A 24,971-nucleotide genomic window follows, 5' to 3' on the forward strand; every position below is an offset into this window, starting at 1 on the left:
CTTCTCGCTAATTCATATGCATTTCCTTTGATCAAATTAAACGACCGTTCCCCTGTGAGTTTTGGGAAACGGTCGTAGTTTTAAGTACGCTCTCTACTTTACAAGCTCCTTCAAGTAGTCCAGGAAAGGCGGATAGAAATCCGGCTTGAAGTGCACGCCGTCGGCTGCGTAATGGATTTTGTTGGTGGCGAAGATGGGTGACAAGTCCACAAAATCCACTTTGACTTCATCGGTCAATTGTTCAAGCGCTTGGTTGAAGTCCGTAATGTCCGCATATCGTGGCTCTTGCTTGAGGGCTTCCTCAGCGACTGGCGGGATCGAAAGGATGTGGAGCTTGGCCTTTGGCAGTTTGTTCCGAATACTGTCGATTAGCTGGCGATAACGCTCGACGAATTCCTGCTTGTCTGACAACCGAATATCATTACTGCCGAGCAGAATGAACACATGCTCAGGCACCAGACTGGCAAGTTTCTCGACGTTTGGGAGGGTGAAATCGAGCGTTGCGCCTCTCGGGGCAATGACATTTGCTTGATCCAGTTTGTTCAGATAGGACAAGGCCCCAAGGAGGGAATCTCCCAGAAAAACACTGTCACTGAACGCTGCTTTGTAGGCTTCGTTCGGATCGGTGACCGCCGGACCACGTGACTGGTTGGCCATATCCGTCCACTCCTTCAAATAGTCCAGCAGGATTGGGTAGAACGCGTTCGTGAAATGAGAGCCGTCTTCATCGTATTGAATCTTGTGCTGCCGGAAAATAGGAGCAAGGTCTATGTATTCTACTCCCTTCTCCTTCGCCATCTTCTGCAGGACTTCGTTGAATGTCTCAATCTGCGGATTCATGAGCGCACTAACCGGCGATGCTTCTTCTATCGGTGTAATCGATAGTACATAGACGCGTGCCGCCGGCAGCAGTTCCTTTATACAATCGACCAGCATGGTGTATTCCTGTTCGAACGTATTCTTCGCTTCCTCCAGCGGTTCCCCCAGATCATTCTGCCCCATGGACAGGAACACATGCGACGGCCCACGGCTCACGATCTCTTCGACGTTGTCCAGTGTAGTTTGGACCGTTGCACCCAATCCCCCCATAACGTTCGCTTCAGGCAGCAAGTCATCGTTCGTCAGTCCTCCGATAATAGAGTCGCCTACGAACAAGCTGCTGCCGAACAATTCTTGAACGGTGCCCACAGGTACCTGCGTCGCCGCGAGCTGAGTATTACCTTTGTCGTCGGCTGCACCACAGGCGACTAGGGTCGATAGTATCACCGTTGACAGAACAATACTCACCCATCGTTTTACCATTTTCACACGCAATAGCTCCTTCTTACAAGATACCCATATCATAGAATAGAGAAATCAATATCAGGTGCAGACGAGATCAATATTGGGTGATAATGTAACAAGCTCATTTCCCCCTCCTTATATGACCGTGACTTTGGACAAATCGACGACCCATAAGCCTTTGAGCGCAGCATAGGTCAGCTTATCCATCGTCGCACCGTCAAAGCAAACGGTTTTGAAAGTAAGATAAGACTTATTTGTCATGGAGAAAGGTAGACGGAATGACACGTTCTTGAGTGTCGCTCCTCGAAACGAAACGTCGTTCAGTGCAGACTTGTCAAACTTGACGCCGATGAAGGTCTGCCCGTCAAAACGAATCCCTCGTAAATCGGAAGATTTGAAATCAACGCCACTAAATATACAATTCTCAAAAGTTGCTTCCCTTAGGTCCGTCTTGGTCAGCTTGACATCGGTCAGCCTTACATCATTGAACTTCGCGCCTTTCAGGCTCGAGGTGATCATGTTGGTGCGTACAAGGACGGATTTGCGGAAGCTCGCATCCGTAAGGTCAGTAATGGAGAAGTTGCAGTCTGTCAGATTTGCATCGTCAAAATTGGCTTTTTGTGCATTGCTGGTTGCGAACGAAGTACCGGTCAAGTCGGCACCGGCAAAGTTGGCTCCGTGCAAATCGGTCACTTTGAATTCGCCTTTGTGTAAAACAGCGCCCGTGAAGTCGCTCTCTTGCAAACTGATCGCTCGGAGGTTAATCTGCACCTGCCGTTCCAGCGAACGGGACAGATTTGCAACCTCCAGTACGGTTTCCTCAATGTCGCCGATGCTATCAAGAGTCATCTCAAAAGCGGTTTCATCATCCTTACCCTCGGCTTTAAGTTCACTGAACCGCTCCTGCAAATCGGAGAGCAAGTCAGACTTTAGTTCTTCCACGCTTTTTAATCCATCGTAGGGTGCAAAAACACCGTTTAAATAGTTATTCAATTTCTCATACATCACAGCAAACCTCCCTATAATAAGTTTTCAAGCACGCGCTTTGCATACTCCCAATTGCTTTTGTTGCGGGCGTAAGTCGCCTTGCCCTTCTCGGTAATCCTAAAATATTTACGACGTCCGCCCTGAGATTCATCTCCCCAATACCACTCGATATCACCGTCAGCCTCAAGTCGCCGCACGCTGGAGTACATCGTGGCTTCCTTTAATTCATACTCGCCGTCAGAGCGCTGGGCAATCAGCTTGACAATCTCATAGCCGTAGCGGTCAGCTTCGGATAGGAGTCGTAAAATCATCGTGTCGGTATGGCCGCGTAGCAGGTCTGATGTGATTTTGTTATCGCTCATATAAATAACCTCCATATTTTCACTTTACGACAAAGTACTATGACAGTCAAGGTAGTATATTGGTTAAAGTACTTTGTTGGATTCTATTCTGCATGATCACCTAGGTTGGTGGGGATAAGGACTTTGCCGCTAAAACACAAAAAAAGCCGCAATTATGCGGCTTTAATAATATCTCAACTGCAAATTTACAAGTTACTTTTTCAAGCTAAACCCAGCACCATATACCCCTGGAATTTCCGTCTCTTTTCCTAGTGCTGTAGCGGCCTCAAGAGCCCAGTAAGGATTTCTAAGCATTCCACGGCCTACGGCAACAAGATCAGCTTCTTCGTTCCCGATTACGGAATTAGCCAATACCGGTTCGTCCAACCGACCAACGGCAATTACGGGCACTTTCAATGCCTGTTTAATATCTCTTGCCAATGGTACCTGATACGCTGCATGTGTACCGGGTTTTCCATGTGCAAGAATTGGCCCTTCACCCCCCGAACTTACATGGATTAGGTCTACACCCGCATCCTTGTATTCTTTGGAGAAGGCAATACTCTCGTCAATACCATAACCGCCATCGACATACTCTCTTGCAGATATCCGAACAATAAGTGGCATCTGCGCTGGCATTACTCCTTTTACAGCTCGAATGACTTGCTTCCCAAACAGTGCCAAATCTCTTCCGTACTCGTCCGTACGTTTATTCGTAAAAGCAGACTGGAATTGGTGGATCAGATAGCCATGTGCCGCGTGAAGTTCAATTGTATCCACACCAGCCTTGATTGCCCGCTCCGCAGCTAAGCGGAACTTCTCTACCATTTCCTTTGTTTCTTCTGTTGTCAAAGCATGTGGCATCTTGGAATTTTCGTCGTATGGAATCGCGGATGGTGCTACAGGTATATCGGCATCTTCTGCTTTACGACCCGCATGGGCAATCTGAATCCCCACTTTGGCGCCGTATTGATGACAAGCATCAATAATGCGCTTCAAAGGTGCAATCTGATCGTCCGACCACAGACCAAGGTCGAAATCCGTAGTGCGACCATTTGGCTCAACATCTGTCATTTCTATAATGATCAAGCCAGCACCGCCGATTGCACGGCTGACATAGTGGTTATAATGCCAATCGTTGACGATTCCATCCTTACTGCTGACGGCGTATTGGCACATTGGTGGCATAACAACGCGGTTTTTCAATTCCAAGCTTTTTAGGGTATATGGTGTAAATAAATGCTTCATTATCTCAACGCTCCTTATATTTAGCATGTTGCTGCAATTCGTATTATATGCTTATCACTATCCATCAATCAAATTATGAAATGTGAGTTTATACATAAAAAAATTTATACTAATTTGATCGTTTTCATAAATTCGGTTATTTCTAGTGAGTGCTTATTTTTTGACTTGTATCCAATCAGCAGTTCATTATGTATTAACATGTCTGGAAAGACAATTTCCCACCGTTGCTCATTTTGTTTGAAATGTTCAAGAATATAGGTTGGTAATAAACTAAGTCCAGCTCCCTCCTCAATCGCACATAAGATTAAGTGTAAGCTTGGGATAATATGGACTGGATTAATGAGGGGCCGCTTTTTGAAATGTTCCCTCCAATACCTACGAATAATCGGAAGTTCAAGACCATAGCTAATCCACCGCTGCTCAGATAACCATTGTTCCCTTTCCTTTAATTTGACGGTATTCGGAACCTCTGTCCCTGCCGGGGCGACAACAACAAAGCTTTCGTCGATAAAGCGAACATATTCAATGCCCGGAGAAAGAAACTTTTTCGAAGTTAAAATGAGATCCACTCGATCTTCCTTCAGTAGCTCCAACAATTCATCTGCTGTTCCTAAATGAGAGATTATACTTAAGTCTGGCCGCGATAGTTGCTTCAGGATTCTTTCGATAAACATCGCAGGAGATGCTCCGACTCTCATTACTTTTAGTGTTGGAGGCAACGGAGATTTCAACTCCATCGTAGCTTCCTCCAAAGACTCGATAAGCGGAGCAAGTTGTGAATATAACTGCTTACCTCTCTCGGTCGGGGTTAACCTACGCTTGGCTCGCGAAAACAATTGCTCTCCTACTTCAGCCTCGAGGGAAGCAAGATGTTGACTCATTGCAGGCTGGGTCATAATGCGGGATTTTGCAGCTTCAGAAACGGAATTATGTTTATAAATGGCGATAAAACTTCTGTACCATTCAAAATCAACCATATGGGGTTCCTCACTTTCAGGCTTTCTCACTTATTAGTATACGTTAATTGTCTGCCTCTATTGCTGTTCAAAGTTCAGATAAAATTGTCGCAGCGGAAAAAGGCAGCCAATCTCAAGAGTCGGCTGCGTTTCAATGTTTTTTTATTGAGTCACCGTTCCCCTTACATGCTTAAATGCAGCCCTTTTATATCTCATAACTTTCCTGTACATAGATTTATCTGACAATTTGTTAAAAATATAAGGATCCGGATTGGTGTTAACTTCAATAATCCAAGGGATCCAGGAATGATCGAATCCAATGTCAAGCCCGATTTGTCGTATTCCGGGATATTTTTTATGAAGATGTCTTGCCGTAGCTACGCCCAATTTATCTAATTTGTGCATGACATTTTTCATTTTACTTTCTGAGAGATGCGCACTGAGCAGACTTTTAACATCCATAAGCTTACCACCACTATGATAATTAGTCACAATCCTTTTAGGAGGGGCAACTCTTCCTATTAGGGCAGTCGTTTCCCAAACTCCTTTGGGACTCAACTGAACCATAACCCTTATATCAAAACGCCTTTTTTTATATTTCACCAAATGAATACCTTTTTGTATCAGGTAGCTTTTCTTTTTGGTTTCACGTACAAGGGATTGGTAGAATGTTTCGTAATCCCGGAAGCCCTTTTCTCTGGTACCGAGCTGATATGCATACTCCGCTCCCCCCCTTTTCTCTACGCGAATAACTCCCTTCCCATGAGTTCCAATCTCCGGTTTAACGTAAACCATACCGTATAATTTAAGCATCGTTGTGAGTGTAGATTTTGAGAATTTCCGGGTATCCGGAATATGAGAGCGAGCATCACCATTCCCAAGGAGCACCTTAGTTTTAATCCACTTACTCAATACATACTTGCGACGCTTCTTAAGTACCATCGCCATGTTTGTTCTCCCTTCACTCATCTGCTTTTTTAACAAGAGAAAATCAGAATATACTATGCATCTTCTAATGAATGAAGACAGGCCATTTCATCAATTATCGAAAAATAGGTACTCCTCTAAGACGTCAGACTATGCAAAGCTCATTGTATTTGAATACATCATAGGGAAACGCGGGAGGTCTAGCGAAATGCCGGCCAAATTGTCCGGCCAGATCGGAGGAATGAGATTGAAATTATTAATTGTGGCACCTGAACAATTCCCTGTTCCTGGGACGGGTTCTGTAGAGATTTGCATTCTAGCCATCGCAATAAAACTCGCCAAGCATCATCAGATAACAGTAGTAAGTAGAGCAATAGGAAGTTTGGCTTCTCATAGTAAAGTTAATGGAGTAAACATAGTCAGAGTAGCTTCAGGAAGCTCCAAGGTGTATTTGGCTTCAGTGTTACGTTATCTACGGAATAAATCTTATGATGTGATTCAAGTGGATAATCGCCCCCATTATATGGCTGCCATTAAGAAAGCTCATCCGAGAACCAAAGTAGCTCTTTTTCTGCATTCACTTACATTCGTTCCTAGAACCCAACATGTAAAAAATAGTTTGAACCATGCTAATGTTATTATTGCTAATAGCGAATCATTAAAGAGCAAACTAACCGACCGCTTCCCTGCTCAGAAACATAAAATCCATACAGTTGAGCTTGGGGTTGAAGCCGATAGGTTCCACCCGCCAGGTGAATCAGAGCGTAATACTCTTCGGGCTAAATATGGTCTTGGTAAAACATTTACTGTCCTGTTCGTAGGGCGAGTAATACCGCGTAAGGGAGTGCCTGTATTGCTGAAGGCAGTCCATCTTGCTAATCAACAGGTTCCTGTTCATTTAGTTATTGCAGGCAAGGGAAGGGATTCATATATGAAGAGACTTCGAGGGTACGCATCAAAACTTGGTATTTCTGTATCCTGGATTGGGAAAAAGAAACATTCGGAAATCCATAGAGTTTTTCAAGCATCTGATTGTTTTGTATGTCCCTCTCAGAAACATGAGGCCTTTGGGCTAGTGAATGTAGAGGCAATGGCTACCGGTTTACCGGTTATTGCGTCACGTATCGGTGGAATCCCCGAGATTGTAAACCACGACAACAATGGTTATCTAATAGATAACTATCACGATCCTGCAAAATTTGCAGAATATATAGTTCGATTAGGAAAGAACAAAGAGCTTGTTCGTACATTGGGCAATAATGCAAGAACCAATGTACTTAGTCGGTTTACATGGCGCCAAACATCATCAAGACTTGAAGCCATATATTTATAAATATTTAGGACACTTAGAAGTTTGTTAATCGTTTCTATGTTCAATCTATAATAGTTCAAAAAAATAGCGGAAAACTAAGATATTAATCGAAATCTTAGTTTTCCGTTTTTGTTCAACTCTAACCTAAAGAAAAGCTCCTGTTTATTTACAGGAGCTTTATATCTTACAGTAGTTTTTCAATAACAATGAATTTACCATCTCATTAAGCAGGTGGAAAATAGCTAAAAAAGTATTTCCTTCTTGTTTACTTTGACTCCCGATAAAGATTTTTCAAACATATCCAGAATAAACAGAAAACGTTCTGCTTCCCGGAATACATGATCGGCCAATAAGGGATGAATGATGCTTTTGATTCGGCATTCTGCAATTAAATCGCGAGCTGTTTTCTTGAAATCCCGAAGGGATTTAACGGAGACTCGATTTTCATCAACAAATTGACTTAATAAAGGAACGGTTTGGGATTGAGGACGCATAGAGCTCAGGTCTATTGCTTGATACAAGAGTGTATCAAATTCCTGACTAAACTCTCTTGCTTGTTCTACAAGCTTCCGTTCTGATGGATCAAGCAGGTGCCCAATAAATTTCGCGTGGTCTGCCATGATTTTAAGAAAGAAAACATTCTCATCAATGATTGCATCGTGTACAGGTTCGAGTCTCCCGTTATTTAGTTCTTCTAAACGATTTCTAAAGTAGTTGGCCTCTCTGCTTATGTGATCAACGAGTAAGGGGAAATTATTTTGACCTGGGAGTTTACATTGAAGAATAAGACCTAACACTTTCCTTTTGAATGCCCAAATATGTGTTGCGGCACTATGTACTTCTGTATTGAATTCCCTAATCGTTTGTGGATCGGTATCGTTTGAAAATGCGTGGGCTCTTTTTTCTATATCATCAAACACAGCTTGATAATGATTTGCTTCATTAATTAATTGTGTATCCTCACACCTAAAGCCTAATCGAAGGAAAAAAGAATGTTCTTTCATTATCCGTGACCAAAACCGAATTTCGTCTAAAGATCGGACCACAAACGGATCAGACAAATTGACTCCCTCCATTTTGTTCGAATTAAGACCAACAATTCCGGCCCAAAAATCTACCCTAAGAAAATATATGGCGCTGGCTTGTTCCAATATGCAAAAGATTGCATTTCTTTACCTATTTTTTATGGTGACAGTAGATTTGTCAGCCGCTCGTGATCCGGTTCAACGTGAATCAATACCTGAGCACGTTCAAATACGGCCTTAATGGCTTGTTCAATTTCGTCACATAGTTGATGCGCAGTAAAAACATCCATCGTGGATGGAGTCACAAGGTGGAAGTCAACATATTCTTCTGGACCGGATCGTCGGGTGCGAAAATCATGAATTTCAATATATTCCTCTTTGAACAATTCAATAACTCGCAGAATTTCGCTCTCCTCTTCTTCTGTCAATCGTGCGTCTAGCAGAGGAGGAAATGATTCTTTCATAAGTTTATAGGCTTCTCTCATGATATAAAGGGCCAAAACGATTCCAATAATAGGGTCTAATATCGTCCATCCGGTAAGGGTGACCAATAATAAACTGACCGCAACACCCAAAGATGTGAAAACATCGGTAAGCAGATGTAGGGCATTAGATTTCATTGCAACAGAATGAAATTCGTCCGCCGCCTTTTTAACCTTCCTTGAGACAATAAAATTAATCCCTGCTCCGACAAACATCACGATGATCCCCAGAAAGGGAAGTTTGATGTTAGTTGGATTCAATAACTTATGGACACACTCAAAAATAATCCAGATTCCGGCAACAAAGATAAGTAAGGTTTCAATCGTTCCTGAAATATTCTCGACTTTGCCGTGGCCATATGGATGGTTTTTGTCCGCAGAACGATTAGACAGTCGGACCGAGAAGAAGGCAATCAACGAAGCGATTAAATCTAAAGCTGAGTGGATTGCTTCCGAAATAACAGCTACAGATCCCGTTACTATTCCTATAACAAGTTTTAGCGAAACGACAAATGTGTTGCTGAGTACAGATAAGAAGGCACTCTTTGAATTATTCAACCACATCACAACCTTTTATATGGGTGTAAAATTAAACATTAGCAGACGAATATCGTGTGGGTCTACAGAAACCTTTTTGCAATATTACAATGAAGTAGACCCTAATTTAAAGTGTTTCCACTCGGCAAAAACAGATATTACTTTGCTCGCAAATTCCGTGTTTCTCAACTTTTGGGCATTAGATCAGGCCAGATATACTGGAAAACATGTTCTGAAAAGACTAAAATAAGCACATGAAAAAGCTCCTGTTTTTTTACAGGAGCTTTTATCTTCTCGAATAAATTGCATCAGTAACCTTTGTTTTAAATAAAACGTGTTATTTGAGTTAATGGAAGACGTGATGACCCATATGCAGAAGCAGAAGCTTCACCAATTGCAATTAGTAAAATAGGTATTTCATTCTGAGGAAGGTTGAATTTTTCCGCAAACTTAACTTTGTCAAAACCACCCATCGGTACCGTGTCATACCCCATATCTTTTGCTAACAGCATAATTTGCATCGATACTAGCCCTGCATCGAAGTGTACGATGTTTTTTAAAATAGCTTCTGGTAAATTGCCGTATAAAGAGCGGGAATTTTTGATCATAAAATCAGCTACTTCTCGAGTCATGAAACCTTGTTCAAAATTGGCATCATATATTTGTTCTGCATTTTCATACATACTAAGATCACCAAGCACAGCAATAATTGCTGATGAAGTCTCCACTTGTTCCTGATTATTGGCTATCGCACGTAATTCTTTTTTAACTTGTTGATCCTGAATCACAAGGAAGCGCCAAGGTTGCATATTACTTGAAGAGGGGGCAGTAATCGCTTGTTGAAGTAGGTATTGTATCTTTTCTTCTGGGATAACGACTCCTTCTTTATATTTACGAACTGATTTACGGTCATGCATTATTTGTTCCATTGTTGTTTGTGTGGTTGGCATCAAAGATACCCCTTTCTAGTTGAATTCAAGATGGATCATTTCCTCTTAACTTTTCAGTTTTTCTGCTTCGCTTTCAAACTTCTTGACTAAGATTTGAAGTTGCTTCAACTCGTGTTCTGTAAAGCTACCAAACATTTCATTCATACAACATTTCTTATCTAACTCGCAGTTGTCTAAAATATCCTTCCCTGCCTCTGTAATTTGCACAATCACTTCTCGATTATTTTGCTCATTTCGATGACGAGTGACATAGCTTTCTTCCTCAAGTATTTTTAAATGTCTCGTAATAGCAGCTTGATCTATCTTCAACTCATGTCGTAACTTCATTTGAGAAAGCTGGCCTTTTTCTAATAATTTGTACAGTATTTCATATCTGGTTAAGCTAATGCCTGTTCGCTTTTCAAAATATTGGGTTACATGTCTATCAATATTTTTGATCATGAGAAAAATTTGTTTCATTTCCTGCAGAGACATCTGCATGCATTTTCCACCTCCACATATGACGAATCAATCATTGACTCGTCAATTATAATGCAAGTAAATTTATTTATCAAGAATTAGCTCAAACTATATCAAAACCCAAAAAAGCTCCTGTGTTTTACAGGAGCTTTTTACTTAACTACATAGATATCGTTTTTGTTGCAATTGTTTGTTGGAACGCCTGATCATGCTCTACAAACACCATTGTTGGATTAAATGTTTGAATAAGCTCCTCAATTTGCATGCGCGAATAGATATCAATAAAATTTAATGGTTCATCCCAAATATATAGATGAGCCTTTTCACATAAACTTTTGGCTATAAGCAGCTTTTTCTTCTGTCCACCAGAATAATGAGATATATCTTTCTCGAATTGAATCCGATCAAAATCCATCTTGCGTAAGATAGATTTAAATAATGGTTCATTAATCTCATGTTCTTCAATGAAGTCTGATAATAATCCCTTCAAATGAGAAGTATCCTGTTGAACATAGGAAATAATAAGTCCAGAACCTACATTCATTGAACCTGTATGTTGGATCGGATCTCCTAAGATTAGTTTCAGGATACTACTTTTTCCGCTTCCATTTTTACCATCAAGTACAATTCTGTCACCGGGTTCAACCTTAAAGCTAATTGGCTTATTGACGATTTGATCATCGTACTTAACAGACAAGTTAGACAAAACAATCAATTCTTTCGACTGGGATTCCAGCGGTTCTAACCTTAAAGACTCGGTTTTTTCCACATTTTTAAGCAGTTTTGATTTTTCTTCAATCGCTTTTTGTTGCCTTGACTCAATGTTCTTTGCTCTCTTCATCATTTTTGCTGCTTTATGTCCAACAAACCCCTTGTCCAACTTAGAACCCGAATTCGTAGTCCCATTCTTTGAAGCTTCCACTTGATTAGACCAACCTGCAGAACGCTTTGAGGAGTCTTTTAATCTCCCTATATCTTTTTGTAGACGTTCATTCGTTGCCTCTTCATGTTCCTGCTGTCTATCAAAGTTTAACTTCCATGAAGAATAGTTACCACTTTGAACTTCAATATTCGCTCTATTGATAGACAGGATGTGGTCAACGCATCCATCTAAAAAGATTCTGTCGTGTGAAATTAAAATAAACCCTTTTTTCTTCTTTAAATAATTGGAGACAATCCTACGTGCATCCGTGTCTAAATGATTGGTTGGTTCATCGATTAATAGAAATTGCCCTTCATTCAAGAATAATGCGGCAAGCAATACCTTGGTTTGTTCTCCATTTGATAATGTTATAAATGGCCGGTACATGACCTCGGCATCAACATCTAGATAGGATATTTCACGAAGAAATTCCCAATCTTCTGCTTGGGGGCAAATTTCTTCAAGGATTTCATAGGTATACTTATTTTTATCGGAAACGGGATAAGGGAAATAATTAAATTCCACCGAAGATGTGATTTTCCCACTGTACTCATAGTTCCCTAATAACAGATTAAAGAATGTTGTCTTACCTCGCCCATTTCTACCGATAAATCCAAGTTTCCAATCCGTATCGATCTGAAAGTTTACGTCTTCAAAAATATTGTCAAAGCTGCTTGGATAAGAAAAAGTTAAATCTTGCACTTGTATCATTGACATGTTAATTCCTCCGTATAAGTTTGATAGATATTAGCGACTTATACGGAGCATTACATGTGTAACGATGCTATCTGAGTTACTCATTTCTTTCTCCCCTTTATTTTACAGATATATAATAACATTCTTGCCATGAGAGAATAAAAAAATCCCCCCAATTTGTAATTGGAAGGATTAGTCTTTCACTTAACGTCAAATAAGTTCGTTGTTACCACCAGAATCATGGTATTTAAGTGTTAACTGATTTATAAAAATGATAGACTAACCCTATATTTTGTAGTTTGAAGTTATTCATTTCAAAAATAAAAATATAGATTAGTTAATCATTGTTCATCCATCAGTCCTCTCATCATTGTATTTTCATATTAACAATTTTTTTAGTAGAATACAACATCAACATCAATCTAACCTCAAATTACGGGTTGTTGCTCTTTTGATAATTCCCATACAATTGACCGCAGGCAGCATCTATATCGATTCCAAATTGACTTCTGATGGTCGCATTGATACCTGATGATTTTAATTTTTTGTAAAAGTTAGCAACATGGCTTTCATCTACTTCACCGAAACTTAAAGGAGAACTAACAGTTGGGTTATATCTGATTAAATTCACATGGTATAAGCGTCCCTCTTTATATCGACCTTTTAATAGTCTTACAACTTCTTCAGCATGGTCCATAGAATCATTCACACCAGGTAACATAATATAAGCAATATATACTTTTCTGGATGTTACTCGTATATGCTCATCTAATGTGTCCAATACATCTAATAATGGATACCGATCATTAATTGGCATTAGCTTACTTCGTTGCTCATTAAATGGTGAATGTAATGAAAACGTCAAATTGACTTGCGGATAATTCAGCGTCATTTTTTTAATACTCGGAATAATCCCAATCGTTGAAATAGATAACCTACGTTGGCTTAAAGCAAACAGCGTAGGATCAGTAAGTACATCTAAGGCATCAAAAACTTGTACATTGGATAACGCTTCCCCCATTCCCATAAATGAAATACTGTCAATGGAATGGCCTTGTAAATAAAAATGGAGGATCTGATCGGTTATTTCATCTGACGACAAATTTCTTTTTAAACCAATGTCACCTGTTGCACAAAATTTACACCCAAAATTACATCCGCACTGCGAAGAAATACAAAATGATTCCCAACCAGCTTTGTATTTCATATTTACCGTTTCTATTTTTTCATTTCCTGGAATTTCAAATAGAACCTTAGTGACTTGCTCTGAATGTTGTTCCTTTAAAGGGGCAATATCTAAAATAGACTCTCCAAATTCTTTAACTAAATGCTCTCTTAGCGATTTTGGGAGTACACTCATTTCGTTGAATTTATCGATTCTTTCCTTAAAAATGGCATTCAATATTTGTTTCATTCTAAAATTAGGGTAATTATGTTCCTTTAGAAATTCTTTAATTCTTCTATACTTATTACTTTGATTTAATTGCATTTGTCCTCATCCTTCCATAAGACTCTCTAGTTTTTAGGAGTATATAGAAAGGAGTTGTCTATCCCATGGTTAAAAATAAACACAAAAAAAGCACAGATAAGATTATCGGTGCTTAAGCTTAAATGGAAAATATGGACAAATAAACAAGAACTCTAAGTTATTGCTTTATCATTTATTTGCCATAGAGGTTAAGCGCCGATAACTGTTTTGTATGGTTGAATAGCTTGAAAAAGGATAGACTACTCCCTTTGTATGCTAATTCATTACCAATTTTTGCGTCTTTACCATACAGAATTCTAAAAACAGTTACCATTGCTTGCACCTCCTTTTGCCAAAATTTATTATTGAGTAATCTATCATAAAAGCGAATATATGTAAAGCTATATTCGAGAATACATTATCCTACTTCATTCCCGGTCTTACCGTTATATCTATGTGAGTGCGGTATACTACCGTCTACTGTTCCAGTATGCCTATGATCTCACCATATTTGTAACTTCCCCATCTACAACCAGGACCCGCTTCCAAACAAATTAGTCTACTTTAACGACTGCGATATGCTCAACTAAAATACGATCCATGAAATAACGATAAACTGCACAGAGCCGATAATTTCAATGATGCCTGCCCTCATCGGTTTGACTTGCTTTCCTGCAAAGAGGAGCGTTCGAATAAGCGGAATGATGAAAGGCAGGGTCATCCAGGGATAACCGCACGCCCATGGAATGAAGAGCAAGAGTATGTGGTAAATACGTGCGGCTGCCTCCCATCTTTTATTACCGCGCTCGCGGAAGATCGTCTTTACAAAGAAGGCTGTCCCCATAAAATATAGAAAATTAAACAGAACGACAAACAGCATCGTTAGATCCCAATCGCCATCTCCGTACAGATAGGCCGCAGCGCCTCCGATGGAGAAGATCAGAATGGCACAGAGATCGTTCACGAGCGCTCGTTCTGCCCTCTGCTTCACGTGCCATATATTTACGATTAATAACAAGACGAATGGAATGCCAAAATAGAATAGCGCCGGCGTTTGGAAGAGCGGATACACGAGAGCTGCCAGTGCGATGGCTCCATAAATGGCGGACCACTTCAACAGATGATCGCGCTGCTTCCTTCGTTTCAAAGCTTGCAGTGTGGGATACGATGCCAAATATAAGAACAACCAGGCGATGAACAATAATATATGATCCCACTTAGCCGTCCCAGCCATCATCCCGAATAGAAACGGCGCGCTAACCATTGCCCAGCCACCATGCTCATGTGGAATCACGATGCCCTTATTAGCAGCCTTCAATTGTACCACCAACCTCATGATGATGATGTTTCCTGCCGTCCAGTTAAGAGCAGCAATAGAAATGAAATAATTACCATAGAAATCGTCCATAACCATGCCATCGTCATATTGCCGGAATCGACGGCTACGAATATAGCTGTAGGGACGGTTTGTGTCTTCCCAGGGATGTTGCCCGCGATCATCAGTGTCGCGCCGAATTCGCCCAAACTGCGAGCGAAGCTCAGAATATAGGCGGTGATCACCGATGGAAATGCAAGCGGCAGCGTAATATAGCGAAAAACCTGCCATTCATTCGCGCCGATCGAACGTGCGGCATCCGTTAATTGATGGTCAATGGTACGAAAGCCAGTCTTCATTGTCTGATAGACGAGCGGAAACGATACGACAACCGAAGCAATTACCGCAGCACCCCACGAGAAAATAATCGGCGCGGAGAACAGCCATTCCGCGAACTGCCCGATCCAGCTTCGTCGTCCAAGCAGGATGAGGAGCAGGAAGCCGACGACCGTTGGCGGTAGCACAAGGGGTAACAAAAATGCGGTCTCGAGCAAAATCTTCCCCTTCACCTTACTTCTTGACATCCTCCATGCCAAAGCAACTCCCAGGATCGTACTGAAAATACTTGCGATCAGCGCAACCTGGAGAGATAACCGAATAGGCGTCCATAGCTGCGCCCAGTCGATTTGCAGCATACTCATTTCGAGTTCGGTACGGAGAATCCGTATTTCATGAAGACGTCCATCGCTTCTTTCGACTGCAGATAATTGTACAATTGCTCAGCTTCTTTGGCATGGGTTGTCGATTGGACGATTCCGATCGGATACGTAATCGGCGTATAAAATGTAGGATCGACGGTGTAGGCAATTTTCACTTGATCTGTTGATAATGCATCGGTTTTATACACGAACCCCGCGTCTGCATTTCCTGTCTCAACATATTGCAGTACTTGGCGGACATCTTTTGCTTGAACCAATTTGGACTGTATATCGTCCCAAACTCCTGCGTTCGTAAGAGCCTCTTGCGCGTATCTCCCTGCGGGAACCGACTCCGGTATCCCGATAGCGATTTTCTGGATATCCGTATTCAGGAGATCTTTCGCTTCTTGAACGGTTATCGATGGTTCGGTAGCGGTAATTACAATAAGTTCATTAGCGAGCAAATCCTTCTGTTGATCCGGCGTAATAAGCTTCTTATCAACGAGTGCATTCATATTTTTAGAAGCTGCAGAGAGGAACAGATCAACAGGTGCCCCTTGCTCAATCTGCTGCTGCAACGCGCCAGAAGCGCCGAAGTTGAAATGAAGCTTCACACCGCTCGTCTTCGCCTCATAATTTTCCTGAATTTCTTGCAACGCATCAGTTAAGCTGGCTGCAGCGGAGACCGTCAGTTCAACAGTGTCTCCTTTCGAGCCTGAGTTCTTACTGGTTTGCTGAGTACCGCATGCCGAGATGAGAAGGGCCGTGATCAATAGCAAGGTGAGCAATCCCCATCTTCTTTTTACTAAAACATGTCTCAAACAAATCTCTCCTATCCACCAATTTGTGACATTCTACGCGCAGTAGGCATGTGCGAAATCGCTAAATCCTCGTTCAACCCTCTCATAAGCACCACATTCAATTTGATAGGGCTTAAACCCTGTCTTCATGCTAGCATCGACATGCCGTTCGTCGTCAGTGAGATATCCTCGATCTCGGGGATCCCCGCAATCATTGCTACAAGCTGTTCAATGTTCTTCCGAACCAAAGGTTCGCCGCCCGTTAACCGGATTTTCCGAATTCCCATGTCTGCAACGACACGTACGACTTCGGTGAATTTCTTCGAACGTCAGGATCCTCTCCGAGGGCTCGAATTCTATTCCTTCTTCAGGCATACAGTAGATGCAGCGCAAATTACAACGATCGGTCACTGATATCCGCAAATAATGATGCTATCGTCCATATTTATCGATTAGGCTGGGTACGTTCATCATACTACATTCCTTTCCGAAGTTCCTTCTAATCTTTCTTCAGTATCTCTGTTAGTAATGGGCGTTCCTCGGAATAGACCTGCCTATGGGCACAGTCTGCTTGATCCGCAGCAATGCCACCGTATCATTCGGCGCTATGACATATGTCGGTTCGACAAAATGTTCGTTGACCGCAATCATGACATGATCGAGCAGCAGAGCCGGATAGCGAATCTTCAGTTCTGAAAGTGTGATATTCATCATGTTTTTCGCATTGGAGCATTCTCTTCGAGTTGCTCAAATAGCATCAACTTACCGACTTCCGGAACATATGTTCTGCTACGTTGAAATGAGCATACTCATGCGATATTCGGAGAAAAAAGGAGAATTCAAGAGTTGTGATCCTTCCTATTGAATAAGTATATATCACATAGTCCCTCACCTTTGTTAATTCCATGTTTTCTTCTACCGCCGATGATAGGGCTTTTCAAAAGTCCAGATTTTTGGAAAGTCAGACAAGTCATGCTTTTTTTATTAAGTTACCACGTGTCGCAATCCCCTATTTTTTATTAAAAATTTATAGTAATTGAGAATAAATGTAGACGAGTTAGCATGTTTATAAAATAAGCAACCACTAAATATCAAGAGAGGGGTACGCTATGCAAAAGAAACGTAAATCCATACTAGCCTTGCTTATCATTATGGCTATAAGCGCTACGATGAGCGCCTGCGGAGGCAGTGGCAAAGACACCAACTCTTCCGCGCCTCCGAAGACGAACAATGAAAAACCTGCTAATCAGACATCTGGGGACAAAACCGAAGCAGTGAAGGAGCAGGTCTTCCGCTTCAATCTGCATTCGAATCCGCCAACGCTTGACCCCGGTATAGCGCAAGACAACGTGGGGTTCGCCGTGCTCACCGGACTGTACGAAGGGCTGGCTAGAAGCGATGAGAACGGTAAAGCCATTCCAGGCATCGCAGAGAAATGGGATATCTCTCCGGATGGACTCAAGTACACCTTCTATTTGCGGAAGGACGCCAAATGGTCGAACGGAGATCCCGTAACTGCGGCTGACTTCGAGTTCGCTTGGAAGCGGGTGCTCGATCCGAAGACTGAGCCAGCGCCACCATACGCCTATCAGATGTACTATATCAAGGGCGCGGAAGCGTATAACACCGGAAAAAGCACAGACCCGAATTCAGTCTCCGTCAAGGCCGTCGATGCCAATACACTTGAGGTCGAGTTAGAGCACTCCACTCCGTATTTTTTAGGACTTCTTTCATTCTCAACCTATTTCCCAGTACATTCCTCCGTGAAAGACAATCCAAAATGGGCATCCGACGCAAGCACCATCATTTCGAACGGTCCATTCAAAATAAGCGAATGGAAGCAGCAAAGCTCGCTTGAGATGGTTAAAAACGAGAATTACTACGCTAAGGACGAGATCAAATTTACCAAAGTGCAGATGACCATGGTAGACGATGCCGGCTCGGAATTGAACATGTACGAGACCGACCAGCTCGATTTTGCCGGCATGCCGACCGGACGCATTCCCAACGAGCAAATTCCGATCATGAAGCAGACGAAGCCGGACGAACTGAATATTAAGGGCATCGCCTCCACCTATTACTATTTGTTCAACAATCAACAGAAGCCATTTGATAACGTCAACATCCGCAAAGCGCTAGCGATGGTGATCGATCGCCAGTTGATCGTCGATAAGGTGACCCTTGGCGGGCAACTGCCCGCGTTTGGCATTGTTGCTCCGGGAATCGCGGGTGAGAATGGAGAATTCCGCTCCGAGCACAAGGACGATTATTTCAAGGAAAATGTAGAGGAAGCAAAGGCACTGCTGCAAAAGGGGCTCAGCGAAGCAGGTCTGTCCGCCATGCCTGAATTTACACTTATCTACAATACCGATGAAAGCCATAAAAAGGTGGCCGAGGCCATCGTCGACATGTGGAGCAAAAATCTCGGTCTCAAAGTAAAAATTGAGAATCAGGAATTTGGCGTCTTCCTGAAGAACCGCACCGCGCTCAATTATCAAATGTCCCGAGCCGGATGGCAAACCGATTATAACGACCCGATGTCCTTCCTCGATCTTTACATGACTGGAAGCGGCAACAATGATATCGGTTACAGCAATCCGGAATACGACAAGCTCGTTAATGAGGCGAAGCAATCGCAAGATAACAAGCAACGAATGGAATTGATGGCACAAGCGGAAAAAATATTGATCGAGCAGGATCAGGCCATCCTTCCGCTGTACTACTACACGAACATTGCGTTGCAGAAACCGAATCTCAAAGGCGTGTATATCGACTACCAAGGAAACATCATCTACAACCGGGGTTACTACGAATAACGGCGTTCCCCTAGGCTGTCCAGCAGGAATTTTAACCGGGATGCACTTGGCCTCATTGCCGGTGCGTCCCGCTTCTTCATATCCACTGCAGTAACCATTTGAACAGAAAGGAGGATGCATCTATGATTCGATACACCCTGATCAAGTTGTTCTATCTCGTCCTGTCGCTGTGGGTGCTTGCTTCCGTCACTTTTCTGCTCATGAAAGCCATTCCCGGCGATCCATTCATGTCTGAAAAAGCAGTTCCACCGGAAATTCGTGCCCGTCTGATGGCCCAATACGGACTGGATAAACCGCTGTATGAGCAATACTTCGTATACCTGGGCAATCTGGCCAAAGGCGATCTGGGCATTTCAATGAAAATGCAGGACCGTGAAGTCGGCCAAACGATTCGCGATGCCTTCCCCTTCTCCTTGAAGCTCGGTATTGTCTCAATTATCGTCTCCGTTGTTATCGGGGTCAGCCTGGGCATGATTGCCGCACTGCGGCATCGTAAGCTGCTCGACTCCGTCTCAATGGTCATAGCGGTTCTAGGCGTATCGGTTCCCAGCTTCGTACTCGCCTCCTTCTTCCAGTATATTTTCGGCGTAAAGCTGAGATGGCTGCATGTTGTCGGCCTAAGCGGTCCGCTTGATTACATTATGCCAACCCTTGCGCTCTCCGCCCTGCCGATCGCCTTTATCGCACGCCTGACGCGTTCGAATATGCTGGAAGTGTTAACGGCCGATTATATTAAGACCGCCAAGGCCAAAGGCTTGTCCCGCGGTGCCATCATACGCCGTCATGTACTGCGCAACGGCATTCTGCCCGTTGTCACCTATCTCGGTCCGCTCACGGCCAACGTCGTGACAGGCTCCTTCATCATTGAGCAAATATTTGGAATCGGGGGGCTCGGCAAAATATTCGTCATAAGCATCAGCAACCGAGACTATTCGCTTATTATGGGCATTACCCTATTTTATGGGCTTATTCTAATGTGTGCCCGCTTCATCACCGACATCGCATATGGACTCATTGATCCCCGCATCACGCTCGTCTCGAGAAAGGAGAAGACCGCATGACAATGTTCCATTCCTCCCCTGCCGACAGGCGTGCACCGGCCCCGGAAGATTTCCGAAAGGCAGATGTTAGCGAACATGCGGCGGAAGCGATCGAACAGGAAGGCGTATCTACATGGCGCGACACCTGGCTTCATCTGAGCAGCAACCGAGTTGCCATGACAGCCCTTGTCTTCTTGCTGCTCATCATCGTCATGTCTATAATCGGCCCGATACTGACGCCTTACGATTACTATTCCAATAATCTGGAGATGACGAACCTGCCACCTTCCGCCGAGCATTGGTTCGGTACGGACGATCTCGGCCGCGACATGTTCGCTAGAACGTGGATGGGTGCTCGCATTTCTCTTATCGTCGGCTTCTCCGCTGCAGCCATCAATCTCGTCATCGGCGTTATCTACGGTGGACTCATGGGTTATATTGGTGGACGTCTCGACGAGGTAATGAACAAAATCTCTGAAATCATTTATTCAATTCCGGATCTTCTGGTGGCAATTCTGCTTGTCGTCGTCTTCGAACCAAGCCTAGGCACGATTATTTTGGCGCTATGTGTGACCGGCTGGATCAATATGTCCTGGATCGTACGTGGACAGATGATGCAGCTCAAAAATCAGGAATATGCCCTCGCCTCACGTTCCCTGGGTTCGCCTCATTTACGCATTCTATTTCGACATCTCCTACCGAACTCGATGGGTCCGATTATCGTCACCTTAACTTTGGCAGTGCCGGTAGCCATCTTCAGCGAAGCAGTGCTGAGCTTCCTTGGACTAGGTGTTCAATCGCCGGCCGCATCATGGGGGACTATGATTAACGACGCGCTTAAAACCATGATCATTTATCCATGGCGTCTTGCCTTCCCGGCGCTGTTTATAAGTTTGTTGATGCTGTGCTTCAACCTGTTCGGGGACGGGCTGCGTGATGCGCTCGATCCGAAGATGAAAAAATAAGGACAAGGAGGATTCGCCCTTGCAAAAATTGCTAGAAGTCCAAGATCTCAAGGTCTCCTTCCATGTCCGCGGCGGCGAGGTGCAAGCCGTGCGCGGCATCGGATTCCATGTTCAGCCAGGCGAGGCCGTTGCTATAGTCGGCGAATCTGGCTGCGGCAAGAGCGTTACCGCCCAAGCAATCATGCGTCTTCTGCCGCAGCCCCCCACCCGTATTCATCAAGGAACAATCCGGTTTCAAGGTAAAGATCTGCTGCGTTTGAAGGAGCGGGAAATGCAGTCCATCCGAGGCAAGGATATCGGGATGGTGTTTCAGGATCCGATGACATCGCTGAATCCGACGATGACGATCGGACGCCAGATTACCGAGGTGCTGACTAAACATCAGAACATGACAGCACAGGAAGCCAAGCGTCGGGCAATAGAGATGCTTGGGATGGTCGGCATCCCCCATCCGGCATCGCGCTTCTCGCAATACCCGCATGAGTTCTCCGGCGGCATGAGGCAGCGGGTCATGATCGCCATTGCCTTGGCCTGCCGCCCGGCGCTGCTCATCGCGGACGAGCCAACGACGGCGCTCGATGTGACCATCCAGGCCCAGATTCTGCGTGTGCTAAAATCTCTGCAGAGCGAATTTGGGACATCAATCATTTTGATTACGCATGATCTTGGCATTGTGGCGGATTTGTGTGATCGCGTCATCGTCATGTATGCGGGTCAAATCGTCGAAACCGGCACGAAGCGTGAAATACTCAAGCAGCCGCAGCATCCATATACCCAAGGCCTGCTACGTTCCCTGCCGCGGATTGATCAAAGCAAAGATGAGCCGCTCGTGCCGATTTACGGTACGCCCCCAGATCTGGCCAAGCCACCGGAAGGCTGCCCGTTCTGGGCCCGGTGCAGTGATGCGATGCACATCTGCCAACAGCGGCAACCTGAATCAACCGTCATCAGTGAAACCCACAGCACGAGCTGCTGGCTGCAGCATCCGCTTGCACAGGAGGTGGCCAGATGAGCACAGAGCCATTGCTTCAGATTAACCAGCTGAGCAAACATTTTTATCTTGGACGGGGCCAGACGCTAAAGGCCGTCAATAACATTAGCTTCAGCGTCGACAGAGGTGAGACGCTTGGAATGGTGGGCGAATCGGGATGCGGTAAATCGACGGCAGGACGAACCATCCTCCGTCTGTACGAACCGACCGCAGGGGAAGCCTGGTACGGAGGAACGAATATTTATCGGCTCAAGCCGGGACAGCTAAAAGCTTTCCGTCGCGAGATGCAGATGATCTTCCAGGACCCGTACGCTTCGCTGAATCCGCGCATGACGGTTATGGATATTGTAGGGGAAGCACTAGACATTCACCATCTTGCCGACAACCGTTCGGCACGCAGGAAGCGGGTTGAGGAGCTGCTTCATCTGGTCGGACTTAATCCAGATCATTCTACCCGTTACCCTCATGAGTTTTCGGGCGGCCAGCGCCAGCGCATCGGAATCGCTCGCGCGCTCGCAGTCGATCCGAAGTTCATCATTTGCGACGAACCCATCTCGGCGCTGGACGTATCGATACAGGCCCAGGTCGTCAATCTGCTGAAAGATTTGCAGAAGCGTCTTGGACTGACTTATCTATTCATCGCCCATGATCTGTCCATGGTCAAGCATATCAGCGATCGGGTTGCTGTCATGTATTTAGGTCAGATCGTGGAGCTGGCCGACAGCGGGACGCTGTACACGGAGCCGCTTCACCCTTATACACGTGCTCTTATGTCCGCTATTCCCGTCCCCGATCCGGACATCGAGGCAGACAAGGAAAGGATTGTACTGAGCGGCGAGCTCCCTAGTCCGCTGAATCCGCCGAGCGGCTGTTCCTTCAGGACACGATGTCCATACGCAACTTCGATCTGCGCTGAGCATGAGCCTGAATTCAGGGAAGCGAAGCCAGGACATCAAGTCGCTTGCCATCTGGTCTAAGCCGGATCGATCCAAGCCGTCGCAGATAGCGGTACAATAATTGAAGATATGGGAAACCCCCTGATGTCAGTCTTGATAAGCTTGACATCAGAGGGGTATTTCATAATTTATATACTGTTGTGAATTACGTTTGATGCGAAGCGTTAGTCAGCTTCTTCTTGCGACCGATCGGAAACAAATTAGGAGACTTTTCAGCGGAAGAATTGAGCAGGGATGCCTTTTTATCAGATGGAGGAATTTAGACACAAAAAGCCGCATCTACGCGGCTTTTATAAGTATATATTCTTATAATCTCTTTAAAATTTATCAGGAAATTGTTTGACAATTCCTTCTGTAAGAATGTCGGCTAAATGAATCATGTGAATTTCGTTCTTGTCGGTTGCTGCAATATCCGCTTTCCAATCTCCCTTGAGACAGCTAATGACAATATCCGTAATATACTGAAGGTGCGTATACAGCATATCTTGCAGCTCTTTAAACTGCCAGTTCGGATTCGCTGAGCTTAAAAACTTGGCGATATCGTCGGCGTTCTTATGCCAATCCGCCTCTAGCTTCTTCACATCCGCCTGATTGCCCGCTTTGGCAGCCGCTACAATTTTACTTGCGATCAGAATATGCTCTCTCAGAAGATCGGCCAGCTTATTGCCAGCGGCTTCTCCATAATAAGGCTTGATTACATTACCAATATCCTGCTGATTCCGCAATAGCCGATCCAATACATCCTTCTGATCTGGACGATCAGATATGGCGCTAACGATATAGCTTCTTGTCCAAATCGTATGGTCAATCCAAACCTTCTGCATATCGGTTTTCAACTTCACCATCTGAGGACTTATGCAAATCGAATCCTTCTCCTTGCCAGCTTTCGCTTGCACAGATCCTATTGGCGTCATGATAGAACCAAACACCAAGGGTAACAACAACAATGCCAGCAACCATCTATTTTTCACATTCATCTACTCCTCTGTATACATGGAATAAAACAGGCTTTCATATTATGCTGTTGGACATCCAATTATATACAGAGGGATATTTATCGTTCAGCCATTTTGATTTTATTGTGTCCACCCACGTTGATACCTCTTAAGAACTCCTGAACCCTGTTGGAATCGCTGAAAAAGAATGGCTGAGTATTAAAGTAATGTGCTTTTACCCCTCTTGCTCCGAAGCGTTCAGAACCTCTAGCCCTCCTGTCTCTGCGCTTAGGTTCGTGCTCTGCACGCTTTCTATAAAGTCAAGTGGTGGGTGATCCTATTGGTCCGAAGTTCAGAAATGGTTCAGTAAATCTACCTTTTCATAAAAAATTAAGAGAACTTCTCTCTACTCATTCTGATGCCTAGTATAATCAATACCACATAGATTACGATCCCAATCGAATCGATTAACGTATTAGTCAGTGCCGCCACGTCATAGAATGCCGTTATCCCGAGAATGACCATCATTCGAACGATTAGAAGCGACACTATCGTCCATGCGACACTCTGAATTTTCAATCGATCGTTCTGTAGTGACATGAGAATGAATGCGATGGCAAAGACTAGATTTTCCGCCGTGATAATGTGCCACACATAGCTGAATACGATCCGGTTATCCATAGAGATCGAACTTACGAGGAGCGTTGGCAACACAGCGGATTGCCCATTCCATGCATGTGTAAATGCAAACAGCATTGCAAGAACGCCAGCGATCAGAAAATATACATTCCTAACCTTTATGTTCATGATTTTCCTCCTCACATAATCTGAGTTCCTTCTTTTGTAAAGACTGATAAATTT

Annotated in this window: 24 protein-coding genes and 1 pseudogene; 6 read left to right on the forward strand and 19 right to left on the reverse strand. The window is 43.9% G+C overall.

The features are described from left to right. Nucleotides 1-93 precede the first annotated feature (93 nt). The 6 genes from EI981_RS14975 to EI981_RS15000 all read right to left on the reverse strand — a co-directional run bounded on the left by EI981_RS14975 (nt 94) and on the right by EI981_RS15000 (nt 5,764). Nucleotides 94-1,302 (reverse strand): GDSL-type esterase/lipase family protein, encoded by a 1,209-nt coding sequence (locus EI981_RS14975; RefSeq protein WP_227011908.1) that lies wholly within the window; start codon nt 1,300-1,302, stop codon nt 94-96. A 117-nt stretch (nt 1,303-1,419) separates the two neighbouring features. After that, nucleotides 1,420-2,289: a pentapeptide repeat-containing protein gene (locus tag EI981_RS14980; protein ID WP_126999437.1), complete on the reverse strand. Its 870-nt coding sequence runs from the start codon at nt 2,287-2,289 to the stop codon at nt 1,420-1,422. Nucleotides 2,290-2,303: 14 nt separating this feature from the next. Beyond that, complete coding sequence (locus EI981_RS14985; RefSeq protein WP_126999439.1) at nt 2,304-2,633, reverse strand: PadR family transcriptional regulator; 330 nt, start codon at nt 2,631-2,633, stop codon at nt 2,304-2,306. A 192-nt stretch (nt 2,634-2,825) separates the two neighbouring features. Next, on the reverse strand, nt 2,826-3,860 hold the full coding sequence (locus EI981_RS14990; protein ID WP_127004698.1) for an NADH:flavin oxidoreductase/NADH oxidase: 1,035 nt from the start codon (nt 3,858-3,860) through the stop codon (nt 2,826-2,828). Between the two features lie 104 nt (nt 3,861-3,964). Then, nucleotides 3,965-4,837, reverse strand: a complete 873-nt coding sequence (locus EI981_RS14995; RefSeq protein WP_126999441.1) for a LysR family transcriptional regulator — start codon at nt 4,835-4,837, stop codon at nt 3,965-3,967. A 141-nt stretch (nt 4,838-4,978) separates the two neighbouring features. Beyond that, a complete protein-coding gene (locus EI981_RS15000) occupies nt 4,979-5,764 on the reverse strand; it encodes a YheC/YheD family protein (RefSeq protein ID WP_227011441.1) in 786 nt (261 codons plus the stop codon). Between the two features lie 187 nt (nt 5,765-5,951). Between EI981_RS15000 and EI981_RS15005 the strand changes: the two genes are divergently transcribed. Further along, nucleotides 5,952-7,076: a glycosyltransferase family 4 protein gene (locus EI981_RS15005; protein WP_227011442.1), complete on the forward strand. Its 1,125-nt coding sequence runs from the start codon at nt 5,952-5,954 to the stop codon at nt 7,074-7,076. A 221-nt stretch (nt 7,077-7,297) separates the two neighbouring features. Here the strand turns inward: EI981_RS15005 and EI981_RS15010 are convergent, their stop codons facing one another. The 11 genes and pseudogenes from EI981_RS15010 to EI981_RS15060 form a co-directional block, all read right to left on the reverse strand. After that, a complete protein-coding gene (locus tag EI981_RS15010) occupies nt 7,298-8,059 on the reverse strand; it encodes a DUF2935 domain-containing protein (RefSeq protein ID WP_237172667.1) in 762 nt (253 codons plus the stop codon). Between the two features lie 179 nt (nt 8,060-8,238). Next, on the reverse strand, nt 8,239-9,120 hold the full coding sequence (locus EI981_RS15015) for a cation diffusion facilitator family transporter (RefSeq protein ID WP_472793374.1): 882 nt from the start codon (nt 9,118-9,120) through the stop codon (nt 8,239-8,241). A 302-nt stretch (nt 9,121-9,422) separates the two neighbouring features. Beyond that, nucleotides 9,423-10,049, reverse strand: coding sequence for a nitroreductase family protein (locus EI981_RS15020; RefSeq protein ID WP_126999445.1), 627 nt, complete (start codon nt 10,047-10,049; stop codon nt 9,423-9,425). 45 nt (nt 10,050-10,094) lie between these two features. Then, nucleotides 10,095-10,529 carry a MarR family winged helix-turn-helix transcriptional regulator gene (locus EI981_RS15025; protein ID WP_126999447.1) on the reverse strand — a complete coding sequence of 145 codons (435 nt, stop codon included), beginning with the start codon at nt 10,527-10,529 and terminating at the stop codon, nt 10,095-10,097. Nucleotides 10,530-10,668: 139 nt separating this feature from the next. After that, nucleotides 10,669-12,147, reverse strand: coding sequence for an Lsa family ABC-F type ribosomal protection protein (locus EI981_RS15030; RefSeq protein WP_126999449.1), 1,479 nt, complete (start codon nt 12,145-12,147; stop codon nt 10,669-10,671). Nucleotides 12,148-12,559: 412 nt separating this feature from the next. Then, the gene (locus EI981_RS15035; RefSeq protein WP_126999451.1) at nt 12,560-13,615 is read right to left on the reverse strand and encodes a Cfr family 23S rRNA (adenine(2503)-C(8))-methyltransferase; all 1,056 of its coding nucleotides are present in this window, start codon (nt 13,613-13,615) and stop codon (nt 12,560-12,562) included. A 565-nt stretch (nt 13,616-14,180) separates the two neighbouring features. Next, a complete protein-coding gene (locus EI981_RS15040; protein ID WP_126999453.1) occupies nt 14,181-14,930 on the reverse strand; it encodes a YwiC-like family protein in 750 nt (249 codons plus the stop codon). Beyond that, nucleotides 14,927-15,610, reverse strand: coding sequence for a molybdate ABC transporter permease subunit (gene modB / locus EI981_RS15045; RefSeq protein ID WP_193556372.1), 684 nt, complete (start codon nt 15,608-15,610; stop codon nt 14,927-14,929). Before modB ends, EI981_RS15040 begins: the two co-directional genes overlap by 4 nt. Next, nucleotides 15,607-16,428: a molybdate ABC transporter substrate-binding protein gene (gene modA / locus EI981_RS15050; RefSeq protein WP_227011444.1), complete on the reverse strand. Its 822-nt coding sequence runs from the start codon at nt 16,426-16,428 to the stop codon at nt 15,607-15,609. Before modA ends, modB begins: the two co-directional genes overlap by 4 nt. Before the next feature lie 140 nt (nt 16,429-16,568). After that, nucleotides 16,569-16,830 (reverse strand): annotated as a pseudogene (locus EI981_RS15055) (radical SAM protein); the annotation flags it as partial. 99 nt (nt 16,831-16,929) lie between these two features. After that, complete coding sequence (locus EI981_RS15060) at nt 16,930-17,121, reverse strand: MoaD/ThiS family protein (protein ID WP_126999455.1); 192 nt, start codon at nt 17,119-17,121, stop codon at nt 16,930-16,932. A 395-nt stretch (nt 17,122-17,516) separates the two neighbouring features. Here EI981_RS15060 and EI981_RS15065 point away from each other — a divergent pair, with 395 nt between their 5' ends. The 5 genes from EI981_RS15065 (at nt 17,517) to EI981_RS15085 (ending at nt 23,196) form a co-directional block, all read left to right on the forward strand. Continuing rightward, complete coding sequence (locus EI981_RS15065; RefSeq protein ID WP_126999457.1) at nt 17,517-19,223, forward strand: peptide ABC transporter substrate-binding protein; 1,707 nt, start codon at nt 17,517-17,519, stop codon at nt 19,221-19,223. A 122-nt stretch (nt 19,224-19,345) separates the two neighbouring features. After that, nucleotides 19,346-20,284: an ABC transporter permease gene (locus EI981_RS15070; protein WP_126999459.1), complete on the forward strand. Its 939-nt coding sequence runs from the start codon at nt 19,346-19,348 to the stop codon at nt 20,282-20,284. After that, nucleotides 20,281-21,228 carry an ABC transporter permease gene (locus tag EI981_RS15075; RefSeq protein ID WP_126999461.1) on the forward strand — a complete coding sequence of 316 codons (948 nt, stop codon included), beginning with the start codon at nt 20,281-20,283 and terminating at the stop codon, nt 21,226-21,228. Before EI981_RS15070 ends, EI981_RS15075 begins: the two co-directional genes overlap by 4 nt. Before the next feature lie 19 nt (nt 21,229-21,247). Beyond that, on the forward strand, nt 21,248-22,240 hold the full coding sequence (locus tag EI981_RS15080) for an ABC transporter ATP-binding protein (RefSeq protein WP_126999463.1): 993 nt from the start codon (nt 21,248-21,250) through the stop codon (nt 22,238-22,240). Further along, nucleotides 22,237-23,196: an ABC transporter ATP-binding protein gene (locus tag EI981_RS15085; protein ID WP_126999465.1), complete on the forward strand. Its 960-nt coding sequence runs from the start codon at nt 22,237-22,239 to the stop codon at nt 23,194-23,196. Before EI981_RS15080 ends, EI981_RS15085 begins: the two co-directional genes overlap by 4 nt. A 296-nt stretch (nt 23,197-23,492) precedes the next feature. Here the strand turns inward: EI981_RS15085 and EI981_RS15090 are convergent, their stop codons facing one another. Together EI981_RS15090 and EI981_RS15100 are read right to left on the reverse strand one after the other, a co-directional pair. Continuing rightward, nucleotides 23,493-24,146, reverse strand: a complete 654-nt coding sequence (locus tag EI981_RS15090; RefSeq protein WP_193556373.1) for a glycosyltransferase — start codon at nt 24,144-24,146, stop codon at nt 23,493-23,495. 354 nt (nt 24,147-24,500) lie between these two features. Further along, a complete protein-coding gene (locus EI981_RS15100; RefSeq protein WP_193556374.1) occupies nt 24,501-24,917 on the reverse strand; it encodes a hypothetical protein in 417 nt (138 codons plus the stop codon). Between the last annotated feature and the right edge of the window lie 54 nt (nt 24,918-24,971).

The sequence above is a fragment of the Paenibacillus lutimineralis genome, from assembly GCF_003991425.1.
Taxonomy (GTDB): Bacteria; Bacillota; Bacilli; order Paenibacillales; family Paenibacillaceae; genus Fontibacillus; species Fontibacillus lutimineralis.